The organism is Pediococcus acidilactici DSM 20284, from assembly GCF_000146325.1.
Lineage (GTDB): Bacteria > Bacillota > Bacilli > Lactobacillales > Lactobacillaceae > Pediococcus > Pediococcus acidilactici.
Genome location: NZ_GL397067.1, coordinates 1,212,564 through 1,229,528 on the forward strand (window position 1 = coordinate 1,212,564; position 16,965 = coordinate 1,229,528).

A 16,965-nucleotide genomic window follows, 5' to 3' on the forward strand; every position below is an offset into this window, starting at 1 on the left:
CTTTCTCCGCTCCTTATTCGTGGTTATTTACTTTGCTTACAACATTTCACGCCGGTAATTCATTAATCCGTGACTAATTTCCGCCGTTTGTCCGTAAACTTTTTTATACAGGTTATACAGCTCATCGTACTTTTTAACGTTTTGGGCGTTAGGTATGTACGTCTGGTCGTACGCAACAAATCTTTCGGCACATTCATTTAAAGAACCAAACCATCCCACACCTACAGCTGCAATCATTGCTGCACCGAGCCCGGGGCCTTGTTCATTTTTCAAGGTAACCACCTTTTTATTAAAGATATCTGCCTGAATTTGTAGCCATAGAGCACTTTTAGCACCCCCGCCGATGGAAACAACCGTATCGAAATTACTGCCCTTCTCCGCAAAGATCCGCATGATGTCCCTGAAGGAGAAAACAATCCCTTCTAATACTGCTCTTGTGAAGTCCTCTTTGCGATGGGTGCCGTCGATTCCGATAAAACTCCCCCGGATGTCGCCGTCCGGGTATGGAGTCCGTTCTCCAACGATGTACGGCGTAAATAGTAAGCCGTTCGCGCCCACGGTGGATTTTTTAGCCGCATTAACAAAATCAGTAAAACTATTGTCGTTGCTAAACCGTTTCTTAAACCAACTCAGACTATATCCAGCTGCCAAGGTAACCCCCATGGTGTAATACTTATTAGGAATTGCGTGATTAAAGAAATGCAACGCTCCTTGGTAATCAACTTTCGCATTATCTTCGTACTTTAAAACTACCCCAGAGGTTCCGATTGAGGATAGCACTTGGCTAGTATTAAGGATTCCCGCACCAATCGCGCCAGCCGCATTATCAGCTGCTCCACCAAAAACCTGAGTGTCCGTACTTAATCCTGAAAACGATGCGTAGGTTTCGCTAATTTTTCCTGCAAACCCGATCGATTCGATTAATGGAGGGAAAATTTCCATCGGTAGTTGGAATGCTTCCGCAATTTGGGAGCTCCATTTTCGATTTTCTTCGTCCAACATTACCGTGCCGGCTGCGTCAGAATATTCCATCGCAATCTTGCCGGTCATGCGATAACGAACGTAATCTTTGGGTAAAAGGAACGTAGCTGCTTCCTCAAAAATCTGAGGTTCGTGTTCTTTGACCCACAGTAATTTCGGCAAAGTAAATCCTTCGAGTGGCACGTTACGAGTGATCTTAATAAAGTCTTTTCCCATTACATCCAAAATTTCTTTGCATTGTTGAGTAGTCCGCGTATCGTTCCATAAAATTGCCGGACGTAAAACCTGGTGATGATCATCCAGGAGGACCAATCCGTGCATCTGTCCTGAATAACTGATCCCCTTGATATCCGTTGGCTTAATTTTGTCTACCTCAATCAACCGTTTAATTGCAACGGTCGTCCCCATTACCCAGTCTTCCGGATTTTGTTCACTATATCCCGGCTCGGGCTGGCTCAAGGGATATTCCTTACTTTGTTGGGCGACAATTTTGCCCGCTTGGTCAACTGCCGAAACCTTAACCGCACTGGTTCCTAAATCAACCCCTAAAACTACTTGCATGATATCCACCTCTCCTGATAATAAAAGGGCGGCCCACGCCACCCTCTTAGTGTTTAATTAATGTTTATTTTCCTAACACAGTGAACATGTAGTTATTGATGGTTGCTTTCAACTGTTCTAGATGGCCAGACTTGGTTGCGGCAATTAATTCTGATTGTGGTTTGTCGATGATATAGTTTTCAAAATCAGTAAAGTCGACTTTGCCATTTTCAAAGTCTGCACCAATCCCGGACTTGAAGGAGCTATAACGATCTTCAATTACGGAATCCAAAACGTGATCTTCAAGTAACTTAGCAGCTACCCGCAAACCTGCGGCATAGGTATCCATCCCTGCAGTGTGTGCTAAGAATAAATCCTCCATAGTAAATGATTGCCGTCTTGGTTTAGCATCAAAGTTCAACCCACCAGTTGGTAAACCACCATTCTTAAGCATTTCATACATAACTAAGGTAGCTTCCATTACATCGTTAGGAAATTCATCAATATCCCAGCCAATCAATTTATCACCCATATTGGCATCTAAGGAACCTAACAATCCTGCGTCACGAGCTACTCGAACTTCATGTTCATAGGTATGGCCTGCTAGATAAGCGTGGTTACCTTCAAGGTTTAGCTTAAAGTCTTTATCTAAACCGTACGTCTTCAAGAAGGCAATCGTGGTTGCGGCGTCCGTATCGTATTGATGTGAAGTTGGTTCCTTTGGTTTAGGTTCCAATAAAAATTGACCAGTGTAGCCAATTTCATTAGCGTAATCTTTAGCCATCCGGAAGAATTTCGCAATGTGATCTTGTTCCAACTTCATATCAGTATTTAATAATGATTCGTAACCTTCACGACCGCCCCAGAAGACGTAGTTGCGTGAGTTTACCCGTTTAGCAATTTCCAACGAGTGTTTAATCTGGGCCGCGGAATATGCCAAAATGTCAGCAAATGGTGCGGTTGCGCCACCAGCCACGAAACGCGGGTTGGTAAATAAGCTGGACGTATTCCAAAGAACTTTCTTACCCGTTTCTTTCATTTTTTCAACAATCTTATCCACTACCTTGTCCAAATTGGCGTTAGTTTCCCGAAGGGTTTCACCTTCCGGAGCCAAATCCCGATCATGAAACGCAAAGTATTCGATGTTCATCTTATCTAAGAAGTCAAACATGTAATCAACCTTAGCCAAGGCCTGTTCCATTGGATCTTTAATGTTGTCCCATGGGCGTTGAGCCGTTCCGTCTCCAAATGGGTCAACTAAACGTTGATCCATTGTGTGCCAATATGCTACGGAGAACTTCAACCACTCGCTCATTTTCTTTCCGTGAATTACTTCGTCAGGATTATAGTAGTGAAATCCATTTCCTGCTTTTAAACCTGCTTGGTTACCCACATATTCCATTTTTTTGCGATCAAATAATGACATTTGTACATCCTTCTTTCATAAAATCCAGTTGGTTTTCTCAAACAACTAACCTGCACGATTAATGTAAACCCTTTCTTTTTAAATTGCAAGTCCTTTTTAATCAATTGCCTTTTTTACTTTTCTGATAAGATACTAGTTGTATCATCGCTTATTTCGGCTTATTCAGCCTTCTAAGGGTTTTTGAGCGCCTCTTGAGGTGTTTTTTGGGTAGGAAACCGAACCCGGTGCTACAATTTTTAAAAACAGGAGATATACAACATATGGCTAAATCAATTAACCAAGATGCGATGCGTGATTTAAATCTTAAATTAATGCTTCAATTTCTTTTTAATCACCCGAAAACTTCGCGCATTGAAATTGCAAATAATTTAAAGCTAAATAAATCAACCATTTCGTCCCTATACGCGACTCTGAACCGGATGGGTTATGTGCGAGAAATTGGACACGGCGATAGTTCTAGAAGCGGGGGACGGCGCCCTATTCTAATTAAATTTAATCGTCATTATGGTTACACCGTGAGTTTCGAACTCGGACACCATCATTTACGGATGATGACCAACTGGTTGACCGGGGAGAAGATTTCTTTTTATTCCATCCCGGTAATCGATAAAGATATTTATGAAATTGTCGAAATCATGAAGGAGCGGATTCGTTCAATTTCAATTCCAACTGCTGAACACCAATTAATGGGAATTTCAGTTGCCATTAATGGCATTGTTGACCATAACCAAATCATTGATTCGCCCTTTATCGACATGCAAAATGTGGACTTAGCACAGAGCCTTACAGAATTCCACGTTCCAGTTTTTATCGAAAATGAAGCTAATCTAGCGGCCATCGCTACCCGGGACTACATGACTGATCACAAGTTTAAAAACCTAATTGCACTAGATGTCCACAATGGGATCGGCGCTGGAATTATTATTAACGACCGCCTTTACCACGGCCAATTAGGGCGAGCAGGTGAAATTGGTCGTTCCCTATTTTTCCCTGGCTTTGCTTCTAGTCCAACGATGAAAATCGAAAAATTATATAGTGAAGACGCAATCATTAAAAAATTTGGGCAGCTAAAACGAACCCCTTACGTTGATCGCCAGCAATTCCTTGAATACTATCGGGCCGATGATCAGGTAGCCATTAAAATCATGAACGAGTTCACCGAAGCCGTGGTTTACCTGCTTTTCAACGTCAGTCAAATCTTCAGCCCCGAACTAGTTAGTTTACAGTCGCGAATTATCGGTGAAATTCCGCAGTTGATGACTAAAATAATTAGGAAATATGAGGAGCTCGCTGGGGCTAATTCGCCAACTAAAATACAGCTTTCACAGATGATTGAAGACGCTCCATTATATGGAGGTGCATCGTTGCTAACTCACCATCTACTGGGGCTTGAGCACTACCACCTGCAGATGAAAATTTAAATTATTCGAAAATTATTTTTTGGAACCGCTTGCATTTTTAGAAATATATGTTTTAATTAATGTGTTTACAATTTACATTAGTTTTCTCAGACAACTAACTGCCAATATATTTAGGAATGAGGAATAACTAATGAAAAAAGTATCCGCAAGTTTCATATATTTCTTCGGTGCTTTAGGTGGTTTACTGTTTGGTTATGATACCGGGGTAATCTCCGGCGCCATACTATTCATTGAAAAACAAATGCACTTGGACGCCTGGCAACAAGGCTGGGTCGTTAGTGCCGTCCTCCTAGGCGCCATGTTAGGTTCGGTAATTATTGGGCCCTCTTCAGACCGCTTTGGTCGTAAGAAGTTACTACTATTGTCTGCAATTATTTTCTTCTTAGGTTCAATCGGCTCAGCTTTTGCTGCTGGGTTCTGGACGTTAATTTTATCGCGAATCATTTTAGGGATGGCCGTTGGGGCAGCTTCCGCATTAATTCCAACCTACTTAGCGGAATTAGCGCCAGCAGAAAAACGGGGAACTGTCTCCAGCCTCTTCCAATTAATGGTAATGACCGGAATTTTGATCGCCTACATTACCAACTACACATTCTCTGGGATGTACACTGGTTGGCGCTGGATGCTTGGTTTTGCCGCCATCCCTTCCGCATTGCTCTTCCTTGGAGGATTAGTTTTACCAGAAAGTCCCCGTTTCTTAGTTAAAACGGGTGATACCAAAGAAGCTAAGCATGTTTTAGGACAGATGAATAACCATAATCAAGCGGTCGTTGATAAAGAACTCGTCCAAATTCAAGAACAGGCTACACTTGAAAAGGGTGGGTTAAAAGAATTATTTAGTCAGTTCGTTCGACCAGCGTTAATCATTGCGATTGGCTTAACCATTTTCCAACAGGTAATGGGATGCAATACCGTACTTTACTACGCACCAACCATTTTCACTGACGCTGGATTTGGGGTTAATGCTGCGTTGATTGCACATATTGGAATTGGAATCTTTAACGTAATCGTTACCGCCGTGGCAGTAGCAATTATGGATAAAATTGATCGCCGAAAGATGCTTTTCTGGGGTGGTTTCTTTATGGGGATTTCGTTGCTAGTAATGAGTTACGGACTTAAATACTCCCACAGCTCGTTTACTGCAGCGGTAATTGCCGTAGTCGCCATGACCGTTTATATTGCGGTCTTCTCTGCAACTTGGGGACCTGTAATGTGGGTAATGATCGGTGAAATCTTCCCGCTAAATATTCGGGGATTAGGAAATTCATTTGGTAGTTTTGTTAACTGGACTGCGAATGCGGTCGTTTCGTTAACCTTCCCATCATTGCTAAACATGTTTGGAAAAGGCAGCCTCTTTATTGGTTATGCCGCCCTCTGTTTCTTAGCAATGTGGTTTGTTTACGCTAAAGTCTTTGAAACCCGTAACCGCTCGCTAGAAGATATTGAAGCAGAATTGCGGAAGAACGACAAACGGGTTGAGGATTAGGAGCAAAATCATGAAAGTAAATATTGATGATTTTGACGAATACCAAGGCAAGTCGGTAAAAAAGATTACGCTAGCTAACGACCGTCAAGTCCAAATCTCGCTATTATCGCAAGGTGCATTGTGGCACGAATTCTTAGTTCCTAGTTCAGCTACTTGCAGTAATGACAATTTAATCTTAAATTTTGCCCATACTGCTGACTATTATCAAAACCCATTTTACTTAGGAATGAGTATTGGTCGGACAGGCGGACGGATTAGTAAAGGGAGCTTTACGCAAGGTGAACAGCTAATTCAACTGCCGCAAAACGAGGGAGCAAACAATTTACATGGTGGACCTCGTGGTTTTCATAGTTATAACTGGAGCTTCGATACCCAGACCAAAACTGATTCCGCAAGCGTAACGTTTGAAAATTCTATTAAAGCTGAAAGTGACGGTTATCCTGGTGACTTAAAGGTGGCAATCACCTACACGTTGAATAATCTCAATCAGGTAATTATCCAGTATCACGGTCAGGCATTCGACCAACCCGTGTTATTCAACCCTACTAACCACGTTTATTTTAATTTGACGGGAAATGCTGATATTTTAGATCATGAGCTCCAGTTAAATAGCCACGAACGGTTAGCGGTTAATCAGCAAAAATTACCTACGGGAGAATTCAAGGCAACGGTTGGTACTCCGTTTGACTTCAGCCATTTTAAACCCTTAGCTAGCTGTATCAACGGCTTACAAGATACTACTGAAAAGGGGTTGGACGATGTCTACGTAGTCGATAATGAGGTGCCTGCTCCCGCAGCGGTACTCCGAGCACCAACGGCTAATCGTCAAGTTAAAATTTATTCTGCACGAAAGGGTCTGGTAGTTTTCACTGCTAATTCGTTCACCGCGGATATGCCCCTAACAAACGGAGCCGGCCATCCTTATCAAGGGATTGCCTTAGAAACCCAAACGCTCCCAGACAGCGTTCACCATACTAACTTTGGTAATATAGTGCTTCCAGCACATCAAGTGGTGGATTATCAGACGGTTTATCAGTACTCAGAAATTTAAATATTCCCTTTATTTCTAATAAAATAACTTGGTACATTTTGTTAATGTGCCAAGCCAGAAGCGTTTTATACGCATTCTACAAAAAAGCGGTTAGAAAGGACCATCTGGTTCTTCCTAACCGCTTTGCTTATTTTCTATAGTTTATTGTCATCGAAAATTGGTTCATGCAAGGTTTCCACGTATTGGGCTGCTTTGGGGGTCACATAAAGCAATTGGCCTTCTTTTTGGAAAAGCTTAGTGTCAATCATCTTTTCCATTGCTAAACGTACCGTACCCTCGTCGAGGTCTTGTTTTGCATACTTTAACTTCAAGTGTTGCGTCTTTCCCGCAGCGTTCAAAAATTCTAAATCTAGTTGTTTCATCAAATGAACCTCCCATTTATTTTTATGCGATATATAAATCAACGTTCTGATTATTTTAATTTAAAGTTACTTGCTCCGTGGTGACGACTTGTGCTTCCGTCACTTCATCATCCAAAAGCATTTCGAGCGCCCGTGCTAATTCTTCCACTTGTACGGCGCTGACGTCTTTATCCACGTTGGCAAAGGAACGGCGCACCTTCTTATCGTGTCCTGCTCCTTCCATTGTGAAGTTGATTCCCGTCTTTAACCAAGTTTTTTGCATTTCACTGTCCTCTTTTCTTAAATATTGAATTAGTAAGTGTCGCGACGCCTTACATTTACTAATAACAATCGAGCAGCAAAAAAGTAAACCTGTTTTCTAAAATTTATCACTGTTTTTTTGGGGGTTATTTATACAGCTAAACTCGCCAGTTCGATTACCGCATAAAAATAAAACCCCGTCAATCAAACAAAATCCCGTTATTTAAAGAAAAACTTATCGTATCATAATAAGAAAATAATTAATAAAAACATAAATAAAATCTATTGACAACGTTTTTACAACACGCTATATTATTAGTTGTACAGAGAGCCCGTTCCCTGTACTGAGTGTTTAAGTTATATCATTTTTTCCTGTAGCTGATTCTTCTACCCAAGGAGTTGGCTACTTCATCTCCTTTTTTTACTTTCTTTCAATAAGACTTCTTCAAACTGAAGTCCTGTCTCGTACTGGGACAACGCTAAAGAGGTTGGTACTATAACATACCAACCTCTTTTTATTGATCAAAAGGTCCTCATTAATGCAGCACCAAAAAGGCTAGGAGCCCCTTACAGGAGTTTCCTAGCCTTCGTTTCATGTGATTAAGGTAGTTAGTTTGTTAACCAAATACTTTAACCCCGTCTAAATACGTCTTGTTCAAGTTCAATTCGTGGTCAAGTACGATGAAGTCGGCATCCCGACCTGGTAAAATATGGCCACATTGATCGCCAACGCCTGCACTATCGGCAGCATTAGCTGAAGCCATGGTAATTACCTGTTCAGGTGTGGCTACGTTCCAATCCACCACGTTCTTAACCGCGTCCTTCAACAATAGAATGCTACCAGCCAAACTATCGCTGCCATCCGTTAGCCGGGCCGTCCCGTTGGCTACTTTAACTGGGAATTCTCCCAAAATATAGTCGCCGTCTGGCATTAAACCTGCCTTCATACAGTCGGTTACCAAAGCAACGTTTTGGTAAGTCTTGGTTTGCATCAAGATTTTAACGACGTATGGGTTAACGTGGTGCCCGTCACAAATTAATTCATCGGTCACCCCATCTAAACTCATTGCCGCGCCGGCCATCCCTGGCTCGCGGTGATTAAGTCCACTCATTCCATTAAAGGTATGGGTAAACATCGTCGCGCCCGCCTCTACACAGGCTTTGGCTTGGTCAAAGGTCGCATCGCTGTGCCCTAAGGCAACCACCACGCCTTCGGAACTAATCTTAGCGGTAAATTCTACCGCCCCGTCTCGTTCAGGAGCAATCGAAATTTTCCGGATCATCCCTTGGGCGGCGCTTTGCCAAGCATGAAATTCGTCAACACTCGGATTTTCAAAATACTTTGGATTTTGGGCACCCTTGTGTTTTTCGGTGTAGTAAGGTCCTTCAAAATGGATCCCTTGAACCTTGGCACCTTCAAAGTCGTCCACGTGGTCACTAATCGTTTGGACCACCTGCTTCAATTGGTCTGAACTAGCAGTTAAAGTAGTCGGTAGCCACGAAGTTACCCCGCATTCCAACAATCCCTTAGACATGGCGTCGATCCCTTCAGCATCGGCATCCATCACATCATGGTTCAACAACCCATGGATGTGCGTATCAACCAATCCGGGAGCTATCCATTGATCACCGTAGTCCACAATTTTGCCGGTAGGCTTTTCCTTTTGGTAACGCCCAAACTTACCGTCAATTACTGGCAAGTAGCCGCCCATTTCGACGTTGCTGCCTAAGAAAAATTTTGCTGCGTGAATATAGTATTCCAAAATATCGCTCCTAACCTTTAAAATCGTGGATGGTTACGCCCTTAACTACTCGGTTAACTGTTCCAGTTGCCGAAGGAGTGTCTGGGGTGTTATTAACTTTAATCGATGACAATAGCGCAACCGTTTGTCCAAACATTACGTCAGGGAAGGCCATGTAGCCATCTGGAATTTGATCGTTTCCGTTAGCAAAGGTGAAGTTTGCACCGGCAAAATTATTGTCAGATTTCACTCCAACTCCCATCACTACTGGCGCAATTTCGTCTCCGGCCACTTCGTCTAAAATGTCAACGTCGTATTGACGAGTGTAAGCTTCGTTGCTAACAAAATCAAAGAGGAGGGTCTTTTCATTAACAAATGATTTGGGACCGTGACGGAAGCCCATCGAAGTATCGAAGACGGTAGCCTTTTGACCAGCCGTGAGTTCCAAAACTTTTAGTTGGGTTTCTCGAGTCAATCCGCCAAGGGCTCCCGAACCTAGGTAAACAATTCTTTCAAAATCAGTATCGACAATCTTTTGAATTTCGTCCACCCGGTCAATTACTTCATGCCCCATCTTACTAATGGCCTTCACGTAGCTTTCCTTTTGGTCGTCCGTATGTTTTACATCAAAGACTAATAAAGCAGTCAGCAACATGCAGCTAAAACTCCCGGTCATGGCAAAACCCTTGTCGTTTGAGCGCGCAGGCTGCATTAAAACTAAGTTATTTTCGTCACTTTGTGCGTGTTGAGCCAATTTACCTTCTGGTGCGCAAGTAATCGTTAATTGGTAAAGGTGACGAACGTACTTTTCAGCAATATCCACCGTTGCAACACTTTCAGGACTGTTTCCACTCCGGGCAAAGGAAACTAACAAAGTCGGAGTATCTTTTTCAAGGTATTGTTTAGGCGTCGACACAATTTTGGTTGTGTCAATCGCTTCAAAACGGAAACGTTTCCGGTCACCATTTTCGGTTAGGTATGGTGCCGCCGTATCCCCAACGTAGGCCGAGGAACCCGCACCGGTAAAGATCACCCGGACCGGTTCGTTGAATTCGTTTTCAATCTTTTCTAAAAATTCCGTAATGGTCGCTTTTGTAGCTTGATAGTTTTGCCAAGCTTCTTCCCACAATTCCGGTTCTTGTTGAATCTCCCGAGTGGTAATTACCGCTCCCATCTTGGTTAGATCATCATCTGTTTTGTTAAACATAAAGTAATTCTCCTCTCAATCCTTCAGTGTCGATACTTGATATTGTAGACAAACTGGTCGCCCCGCGCACTGCTAATGGTGTACTCGATGATTTCGTTCTTATGATTGTACGTCGTTCGCCGCGCCAAAAATCCGGCAGTGTTAGAAGCAACGTTCAGTAGTTTAGCATCCTCATCACTGATAATTCCCACTGACAAACGTTCATCAGCAACTTTTACTTTTTCACCGTAATCCTCCAAAAAGATTGCGTACAGTGAACGTTGCTTAAGTTCTAAATCATCCCGACTTAAATTAGGAAACTTAGCCTGCGGAAGGTAGGTTCGGTCAATCATAATCGGCTGTCCGTCTGCCAAACGCAAACGTTTCAGCTTAATCAAACAAGTCCCCACCGGAACCTTTAGTTTTTGACTAAAGTACTCGTCCGCATCCCGCTGATACATTTCCAAAATTCGAGTCTCGGGCTTGCGTCCCATTGACTTCATTTGCTCGGTAAAGCTATATTCGTCGCCAATTTTCTGCGTGTAATCAATCATGTTGGCTACGAAGGTTCCCTTGCCGCGCTGTCGATAAATGTAGCCGATGTTTTCTAATTCAGACAACGCTCCCCGGACCGTGTTGCGACTAACCGCATACTTACGCATGATTTCGCGCTCAGACAACAGCTTATCGTTTGGTTGATAATTATTTTTGATTTCTTTTCGCAAAACGTCCACGAGTTGACTGTACACGGGACGTTTTTCGTTATATTTAAATTCCATAACCATTCCGCTCTTTCTAAACCGGTTTCATAATGACAATATGATACACCAGATTCAGGAAAGTCGGATACTAAAATTGCAAATTAAGCTGCTTTTCCGATTACACCTAGTGCAGATAGTACAACTGCCACGATAATTACGATAAAGATTGCCTTGGTAGAAGTCATCCGTTTCTTACCGAGCATCCAGTAGATTGCACCAACAATTAATGCAGGAACTAACTTCGGCATGATCATGTCGATCTTATCTTGGAAGTTAACCGTCATCTTTCCTAAGTGCGCCACGAGGGTAACTTGGGTGTTAACCATGGTAGCTGCTAAGGCACCCACAACGTAAACCCCTAGAAGGGTTGCTGCGTCAGTCAATGCGTTTAATTGGCCTTGCATTTCGTTAACTAAGCTAACCCCTTGTTTATAAGCAAACTTCAATTGGATCCACCGGAACCACATGATGACGAAGTTAACCAGCATCCATAAGATTGCTCCAAAGGCATTTCCTTGAACCGCCATATTCGCGGCGATCGCACCCATAATTGCGGGAACGAGGGCTGCGAAAATCGAGTCCCCAATTGCGGCGAACGGCCCCATTAAACCAGCCTTGATACCAGCAACGGTTTCGAGCGAGTCGACCCCTTCTTTTTCTTCCAAAGCCATATCGATCCCTTCGATAATGGTGTTGAAGAAGTTACTGGTGTTGAAGAATTGGTTTTGCATCTTCATCATTTTTTTCAATTCGGGAGTATGGTCACCATACATCTTCCGCAATTGCGGCAAGATTAGGTACAGGTATGATGAACCTTGCATCCGTTCGTAGTTCCAGCCAACTTGGTTGAAAAGAATGTTCCGGATGTTCATTTGTTTGAAGTCTTTATCGTTTAGTTTATAAGTTACTTTATTTTTAGAGTTCGTCGCCATGAATCTCACCATCCTGTTCATCTAAATCTGTCGCGTTATCAGCTGACTTCGGTGCTGCAGCAACCATATTTTGTTCCTTTACCGAACGGTTGTATTGCATTGCTGCAAGTGCAAATCCAATCAAGGCAATTCCCAACATTGGCAAGTTTGCAAATACGGTAGTGAACTTAGCATTCATGCCCGCAATGGTCGTTCCCAAAGTAGAAATGTTGGCGTAAAGCGTTGAAAGCATTGCAGTAATTACGAAACCTAAAATGAGGTATGGCCAATGTTTCTTAACTGGTAGGTAACGAAGCAAGATTGCGAAACCAACTGCTGGAAGTAATGCTCCGGCGGTTGCCAAACCGTTACTTAACCATGAAAGGTTGGTGTTCATGTAATCTACGGCTGTCCGTACGAACGGGCCACCAAATGCGAGTGCTAAGAATACTGGAATACCACGTGATAACGTCCATGGAAGGTAACCATAGAGGAAGTTACGTTCAATCCCCTTATAGTTTTCTTCGTCGATCATCTTATCAATTCTGTGCTGGAAGAAGGTGTTCGCAAACCGTGCGAGAATATCGGTTTGAATCATCAAACTAGCTACCGGAACCCCTAAAGCTGCTACGGCAACTTCCGCTTTCATCCCAGTACCAATCGCAAACGCGGTTGCTAAAACAGTTCCGGAGTTGGCGTCAATCTTGGAAGCGCCACCAAAAGTTCCGACACCTAAAACGGTTAATTGTAAACTACCACCGATTAACAAACCAGTTTTTAAATCGCCCATTACTAAACCAGCGACGATCCCAGCCCAAATTGGTTGGCTCAAACTGGTTTGAACGGTCAATTCATCCATGATTTGCCACATTGAATAAATTGTTAATATAATAACTTGCCAAATTGCAATACCTGAACCCATGAGAATCCCTCCTTATTTAATTAGTTTTTTGGTTTAAATTTCTTGAGAATTTCCATAAAGTCGTTTGCTTGGTCACCAGGAACCATTTGTTGAGTAAGCTTAATCCCCTTTTCGTGCAACGCGTTAAATGCGTCTACGTCTTCTTGCACAACGTTAATGGAGTTAGTCAATTGGGTCGTTTCGTCAGTTTGGGACATATTACCCACGTTAATGGCTTCAAGCTTTACCCCATCGTTAACTAAATCTAACAAGATTTGTGGGCGCTTAACCACGATAAATACCTTTTGGGAATCGTAGCCGCCCCGGTTAATATGGTCAGCCGCCACCTTTTCAGGAAGCACACTTAAATCTACTCCTGCAGGACGGGCTAATTTTAATCCCGCCTTTTCAATGTCACTAGCTGCAACTTGATCGTCAATTACCATAATCCGTGTAACGCCTAATTTGGTAGTCCACAAGTTTGCAACTTGGCCGTGAATTAAACGTCCGTCAATTCGTACTGCTGTAATTGCCATCCTACTCACTCCTTCGTTTTTTAAAACTCCGCTAATAAAATTACTGTTTCTAAGCCCTTGAGGCGGTACGGAATGGTCAACATCCCGTTTGAATCCGGTGAGGCAGTAACCTCCATACTCTGTAACTGCGCACCTTCGTGGAAATAGAGCTTCCAGTGTTGGTTCGCCTTTGCTTTAGTAAGGTGTAACTGAATTTGCGCTTGGTCATCGATCGTAAAGTTTGATAAAACCATTTGGTCGGCAACGGCCGTTAGTTTCGTCCCTGGCATCTCAATGACGTAATCCAAGTTCGTGATCTGATTTAAAATCCGTTTGAATAATTTCTCTTTAATTGAATAATATTGCGATTCCCAACCATATTTTGGATCAGTGTTCATTGGTAAAATTAGGGTCCGTTGGTTCACTAACGCCATCACCGGCCCTAATTTCTTGGCGTTTTCGTTGTACGCGTTTGAAATTATTTGCACCGACGCAGCTGGTTCATAACCAACTTGATAGTAGTCCCCAGTGTGCTGGAGCATCGTTACCCGCGGATTTTGAATTCCGTCGATGGTCATCCCATCAATTTGCTCGTACGATTGATAACCGGTTCGTGCTTTTTTCAGTTCCACTTGGTTGGCGCAAACTAATTTACCTAGCCCCCGATCAATTAAGATCTGGACGCTTGGACCATCAATTAGCACCACGTTGTTTTCGAGTAATTCGGTAATTTGCCGGTCAGTTAAATTGTTGAAGAACTGTCCGCTAACGGCCAGCACCTCATCCGTAAAATGACTTTGTAACGTCCACTTTTCGGGTTTGCAAGCAATCCCTAACGTTCCCAAAAGTTCCAACCAAGAATATTCTTGGGGTAGTAATTCTTCAGGGTCCTTCCCGACCGTGGTTTTAAGGTTAAAGACCGCGTCCGGAGAAAAGAGGACCTTTACTCCTGCTAAATGGTTTTGCTTCAAGCGATGTTGCATACCTAAATTCATTAAGGGTTTGGATTCCGCTAAAAGACGCGCGTAATCATACGTTTCATCGATCCCGTTACCCATCATGTCAAACAAGTTCAGTAAAATTCCGGAAGCCCCCACCATTTGAGTACTTTCGAGTTGCAGTTTTGTAAACGCTTTAGATTTCACGAACGGGGAATACATGTAACTTTCCAATTCGGGGTAAATATCGGAATTTTCGCCAACCAATTCGGTGGTAACTCGGGTAAATCGTTCAAATGCTCGCGAATATTTCAAGGGAGAGATTTCATTATACGCTGGCAAATGCGGACGACTTACTCGTGGATGTCCATCGGCAAGGTTGTCTAATAAGCCGTCCCAATCTCGTCCTTCCACGGCGTGCCATTCCGGAAACGAGCTCATTAAACCAAGACGAGTAGCTGGAGAAACTTGGTGAACTGCCGCCGCGATTTTGGCAGCCACCCGTTTCATTTCAGCACGCGCTACGCTAAGATAAACAATTCGTTCAGGAGTGGGTTCGCCAGGTTGCAACATTTTTGCGACAAAAGCTTCTCGACTAATGGGCTTTTCCAACATCTCGCTGTAAAGCGCCATGTGTCGGTCACAAAAACACGCTAACTTAATTGGCGTGTGGTTGTAATGACGAAAATCATCTTCTAGCCACAACTCTTTAGGCTTTAGCTTCGCATACTCCGCATAGATCGCGGTGATATAATTCACCCAACGGTCATCTTGCGGACACGCAATCGAAGCTGAGGCGTGCCCCAAGTAGTCGACCATCGTATCAAAGCCGAGCTCTGGAGGGACGCGGTGGCCCCGATCACTGTGCATCAAAGTCGTCCAAGGATTTAGACTGGTCGTGATGCCCATTTTCGCCAAACGTTCCGCAACTGACTTAATCGTTGGCAACCAATGTTCCCGCACTTGGGCGAGCGTTGGATGTCCTTGGTTAAGTTCTTCAGGGTTAATGAAAAACACCACGTTATCAATTTGCCCCTGTTTACAAAAATCAATTAATTTCGCTTCTTTTACGGTGTCCCAATTGTAGGGATCAATCGCAAATCTTAATGAATATTGGTATGTTTTTGCCATTAGCTTTATCCATTCAATTTAGCATTTACGTCAACAACGCCGTTCTGTGCCTCACTAATCAATGATTGTTTGTCAACATCCATTCCCATCATTACTTGGTTTGCAAAACCAATCACCATTGGTAGATTCAATCCGCTAACCACTTCTAAATCTGGGTACTTAGCCATCAAACGTACCACGACGTTTGATGGAGTTCCGCCGAGCAAATCAACCGCAACCATGGTCTTGTCTTGATTAGGGTTGTCATTGATAAACTCTTCGGCAGCCTTTTGTAAATCTTCCGGACCTTGGTTAGGTTGTAAACCAATCGCCTTCATGTTATCAATATGGCCTAAAATCATTTCTGCGCTTTTCAGCGTTTCGATTGCCATATTTCCGTGACTCATCAACAGTAATCTCATAAAACGTTCCTCCACATCCTCGAAATTTGTAACCGTTTGCTGTATCCGCTTACAAAATTCGGTAAAATAAATGGCTGAATTCCTCAGCTCCAATTCATATTATGACTGGTTGGTACCAGTATGTCAAACATTATCCGACCCGGGCAAACCTTGATATCAAGGCATTTTATACGGGTGAGAGCTTTGGTATAGTCCACGATTTAGCGAAATTAGCCCGATATTACGGCTTCTGTTCTCTAAATCAAAAAAAGCGGTTTTAAAACGTTTTACCATCAATTTTTTCTTTAAAAGACAACAAAATTTATCCTAAAAGTAAATTAAATTAGGTGCATTTAACATATATTCGCTCAGTCGCGCGATGATTTTTAAATTTAGGAGTTTATTTTGACCCAAGAAAATTCGCAATTACTTTTTGTAAACGATTTCTTTATGATAGGATTAGTGTTGGAAGGGTTTTATATGTTTTGAAACTAAGACGTGCATAATCAACAATTAAGAAGGAGAGCAAATCAACATGAAATTTTCCGTAACTAGTGAGGCAGCCCAGTGGTTTATCAAGGAATTGGATTTAAAACCAGGTGGCGCAGTCAAGATATTCACCAAAATTTACGGGGGCATCCCGACGGTTTATCCAAGCTTTTTCTTAGGGATTGCACCCGGAAATAAAGACGATGAATCAACCGCCAAGACCGTCGTAGATGACATCACCTTTTATATTGAATCGGGAAACGAATGGATTGTCGACAATCACGACTTGACCGTGGAATATAACGGCCAGGATGTCGACTACCGTTTTTCAGATTAAGTATGCGCGAGCCCATTTTTCGGACCGCTACTCGAACTAACGAAAGTGGAACAAAACTAAAGAAATGCTTTTCAAGGATGAAGGTCCTTAAAAAGTTGTTTTAGTATTTTGGCTTTAATAGAGCCAAAACGTGTGCCAAAAGCCAGCTTGCTCCGCTTAACCAAAAA

The 16,965-nt window shown here is 42.8% G+C and carries 16 protein-coding genes; 4 read left to right on the plus strand and 12 right to left on the minus strand.

Annotated features, from left to right (window positions below):
* Positions 1-36 precede the first annotated feature (36 nt).
* A complete protein-coding gene (gene xylB / locus HMPREF0623_RS05965; RefSeq protein WP_036671315.1) occupies positions 37-1,542 on the minus strand; it encodes a xylulokinase in 1,506 nt (501 codons plus the stop codon).
* Between the two features lie 64 nt (positions 1,543-1,606).
* Positions 1,607-2,947: a xylose isomerase gene (xylA, locus tag HMPREF0623_RS05970; protein ID WP_004166327.1), complete on the minus strand. Its 1,341-nt coding sequence runs from the start codon at positions 2,945-2,947 to the stop codon at positions 1,607-1,609.
* A 260-nt stretch (positions 2,948-3,207) separates the two neighbouring features.
* Here xylA and HMPREF0623_RS05975 point away from each other — a divergent pair, with 260 nt between their 5' ends.
* The 3 genes from HMPREF0623_RS05975 (at position 3,208) to HMPREF0623_RS05985 (ending at position 6,905) form a co-directional block, all read left to right on the plus strand.
* Positions 3,208-4,368: an ROK family protein gene (locus tag HMPREF0623_RS05975; RefSeq protein ID WP_002829471.1), complete on the plus strand. Its 1,161-nt coding sequence runs from the start codon at positions 3,208-3,210 to the stop codon at positions 4,366-4,368.
* A gap of 130 nt (positions 4,369-4,498) precedes the next feature.
* The gene (locus HMPREF0623_RS05980) at positions 4,499-5,854 is read left to right on the plus strand and encodes a sugar porter family MFS transporter (protein ID WP_004166330.1); all 1,356 of its coding nucleotides are present in this window, start codon (positions 4,499-4,501) and stop codon (positions 5,852-5,854) included.
* 10 nt (positions 5,855-5,864) lie between these two features.
* Positions 5,865-6,905, plus strand: coding sequence for an aldose epimerase family protein (locus HMPREF0623_RS05985; RefSeq protein WP_002832562.1), 1,041 nt, complete (start codon positions 5,865-5,867; stop codon positions 6,903-6,905).
* A 134-nt stretch (positions 6,906-7,039) separates the two neighbouring features.
* On the opposite strand, the gene HMPREF0623_RS05990 is transcribed toward HMPREF0623_RS05985, so the two are convergent.
* The 10 genes from HMPREF0623_RS05990 to HMPREF0623_RS06035 all read right to left on the minus strand — a co-directional run bounded on the left by HMPREF0623_RS05990 (position 7,040) and on the right by HMPREF0623_RS06035 (position 15,993).
* The gene (locus HMPREF0623_RS05990; protein WP_002829466.1) at positions 7,040-7,267 is read right to left on the minus strand and encodes a DUF2922 domain-containing protein; all 228 of its coding nucleotides are present in this window, start codon (positions 7,265-7,267) and stop codon (positions 7,040-7,042) included.
* A 55-nt stretch (positions 7,268-7,322) separates the two neighbouring features.
* The gene (locus HMPREF0623_RS05995) at positions 7,323-7,529 is read right to left on the minus strand and encodes a DUF1659 domain-containing protein (RefSeq protein ID WP_002832563.1); all 207 of its coding nucleotides are present in this window, start codon (positions 7,527-7,529) and stop codon (positions 7,323-7,325) included.
* Between the two features lie 595 nt (positions 7,530-8,124).
* Positions 8,125-9,270, minus strand: a complete 1,146-nt coding sequence (gene nagA / locus HMPREF0623_RS06000) for an N-acetylglucosamine-6-phosphate deacetylase (protein ID WP_004166331.1) — start codon at positions 9,268-9,270, stop codon at positions 8,125-8,127.
* A gap of 10 nt (positions 9,271-9,280) precedes the next feature.
* Positions 9,281-10,456 (minus strand): SIS domain-containing protein, encoded by a 1,176-nt coding sequence (locus HMPREF0623_RS06005; protein ID WP_002832565.1) that lies wholly within the window; start codon positions 10,454-10,456, stop codon positions 9,281-9,283.
* A 23-nt stretch (positions 10,457-10,479) separates the two neighbouring features.
* The gene (locus tag HMPREF0623_RS06010; RefSeq protein WP_002829461.1) at positions 10,480-11,214 is read right to left on the minus strand and encodes a GntR family transcriptional regulator; all 735 of its coding nucleotides are present in this window, start codon (positions 11,212-11,214) and stop codon (positions 10,480-10,482) included.
* An 83-nt stretch (positions 11,215-11,297) separates the two neighbouring features.
* Positions 11,298-12,128 (minus strand): PTS system mannose/fructose/sorbose family transporter subunit IID, encoded by an 831-nt coding sequence (locus HMPREF0623_RS06015; RefSeq protein ID WP_002832566.1) that lies wholly within the window; start codon positions 12,126-12,128, stop codon positions 11,298-11,300.
* A complete protein-coding gene (locus tag HMPREF0623_RS06020; RefSeq protein ID WP_002829457.1) occupies positions 12,112-13,029 on the minus strand; it encodes a PTS mannose/fructose/sorbose/N-acetylgalactosamine transporter subunit IIC in 918 nt (305 codons plus the stop codon). Before HMPREF0623_RS06020 ends, HMPREF0623_RS06015 begins: the two co-directional genes overlap by 17 nt.
* A 20-nt stretch (positions 13,030-13,049) precedes the next feature.
* Complete coding sequence (locus HMPREF0623_RS06025) at positions 13,050-13,544, minus strand: PTS system mannose/fructose/N-acetylgalactosamine-transporter subunit IIB (RefSeq protein ID WP_002832567.1); 495 nt, start codon at positions 13,542-13,544, stop codon at positions 13,050-13,052.
* A gap of 20 nt (positions 13,545-13,564) precedes the next feature.
* Positions 13,565-15,592 carry a hypothetical protein gene (locus HMPREF0623_RS06030; RefSeq protein ID WP_004166334.1) on the minus strand — a complete coding sequence of 676 codons (2,028 nt, stop codon included), beginning with the start codon at positions 15,590-15,592 and terminating at the stop codon, positions 13,565-13,567.
* Positions 15,593-15,597: 5 nt separating this feature from the next.
* Positions 15,598-15,993, minus strand: a complete 396-nt coding sequence (locus tag HMPREF0623_RS06035; protein WP_002829452.1) for a PTS sugar transporter subunit IIA — start codon at positions 15,991-15,993, stop codon at positions 15,598-15,600.
* A 514-nt stretch (positions 15,994-16,507) separates the two neighbouring features.
* Between HMPREF0623_RS06035 and HMPREF0623_RS06040 the strand changes: the two genes are divergently transcribed.
* Entirely contained in the window at positions 16,508-16,798 is a 291-nt protein-coding gene (locus HMPREF0623_RS06040; RefSeq protein ID WP_004166336.1) for a HesB/YadR/YfhF family protein, read from the plus strand.
* The last annotated feature ends 167 nt before the right edge of the window (positions 16,799-16,965 follow it).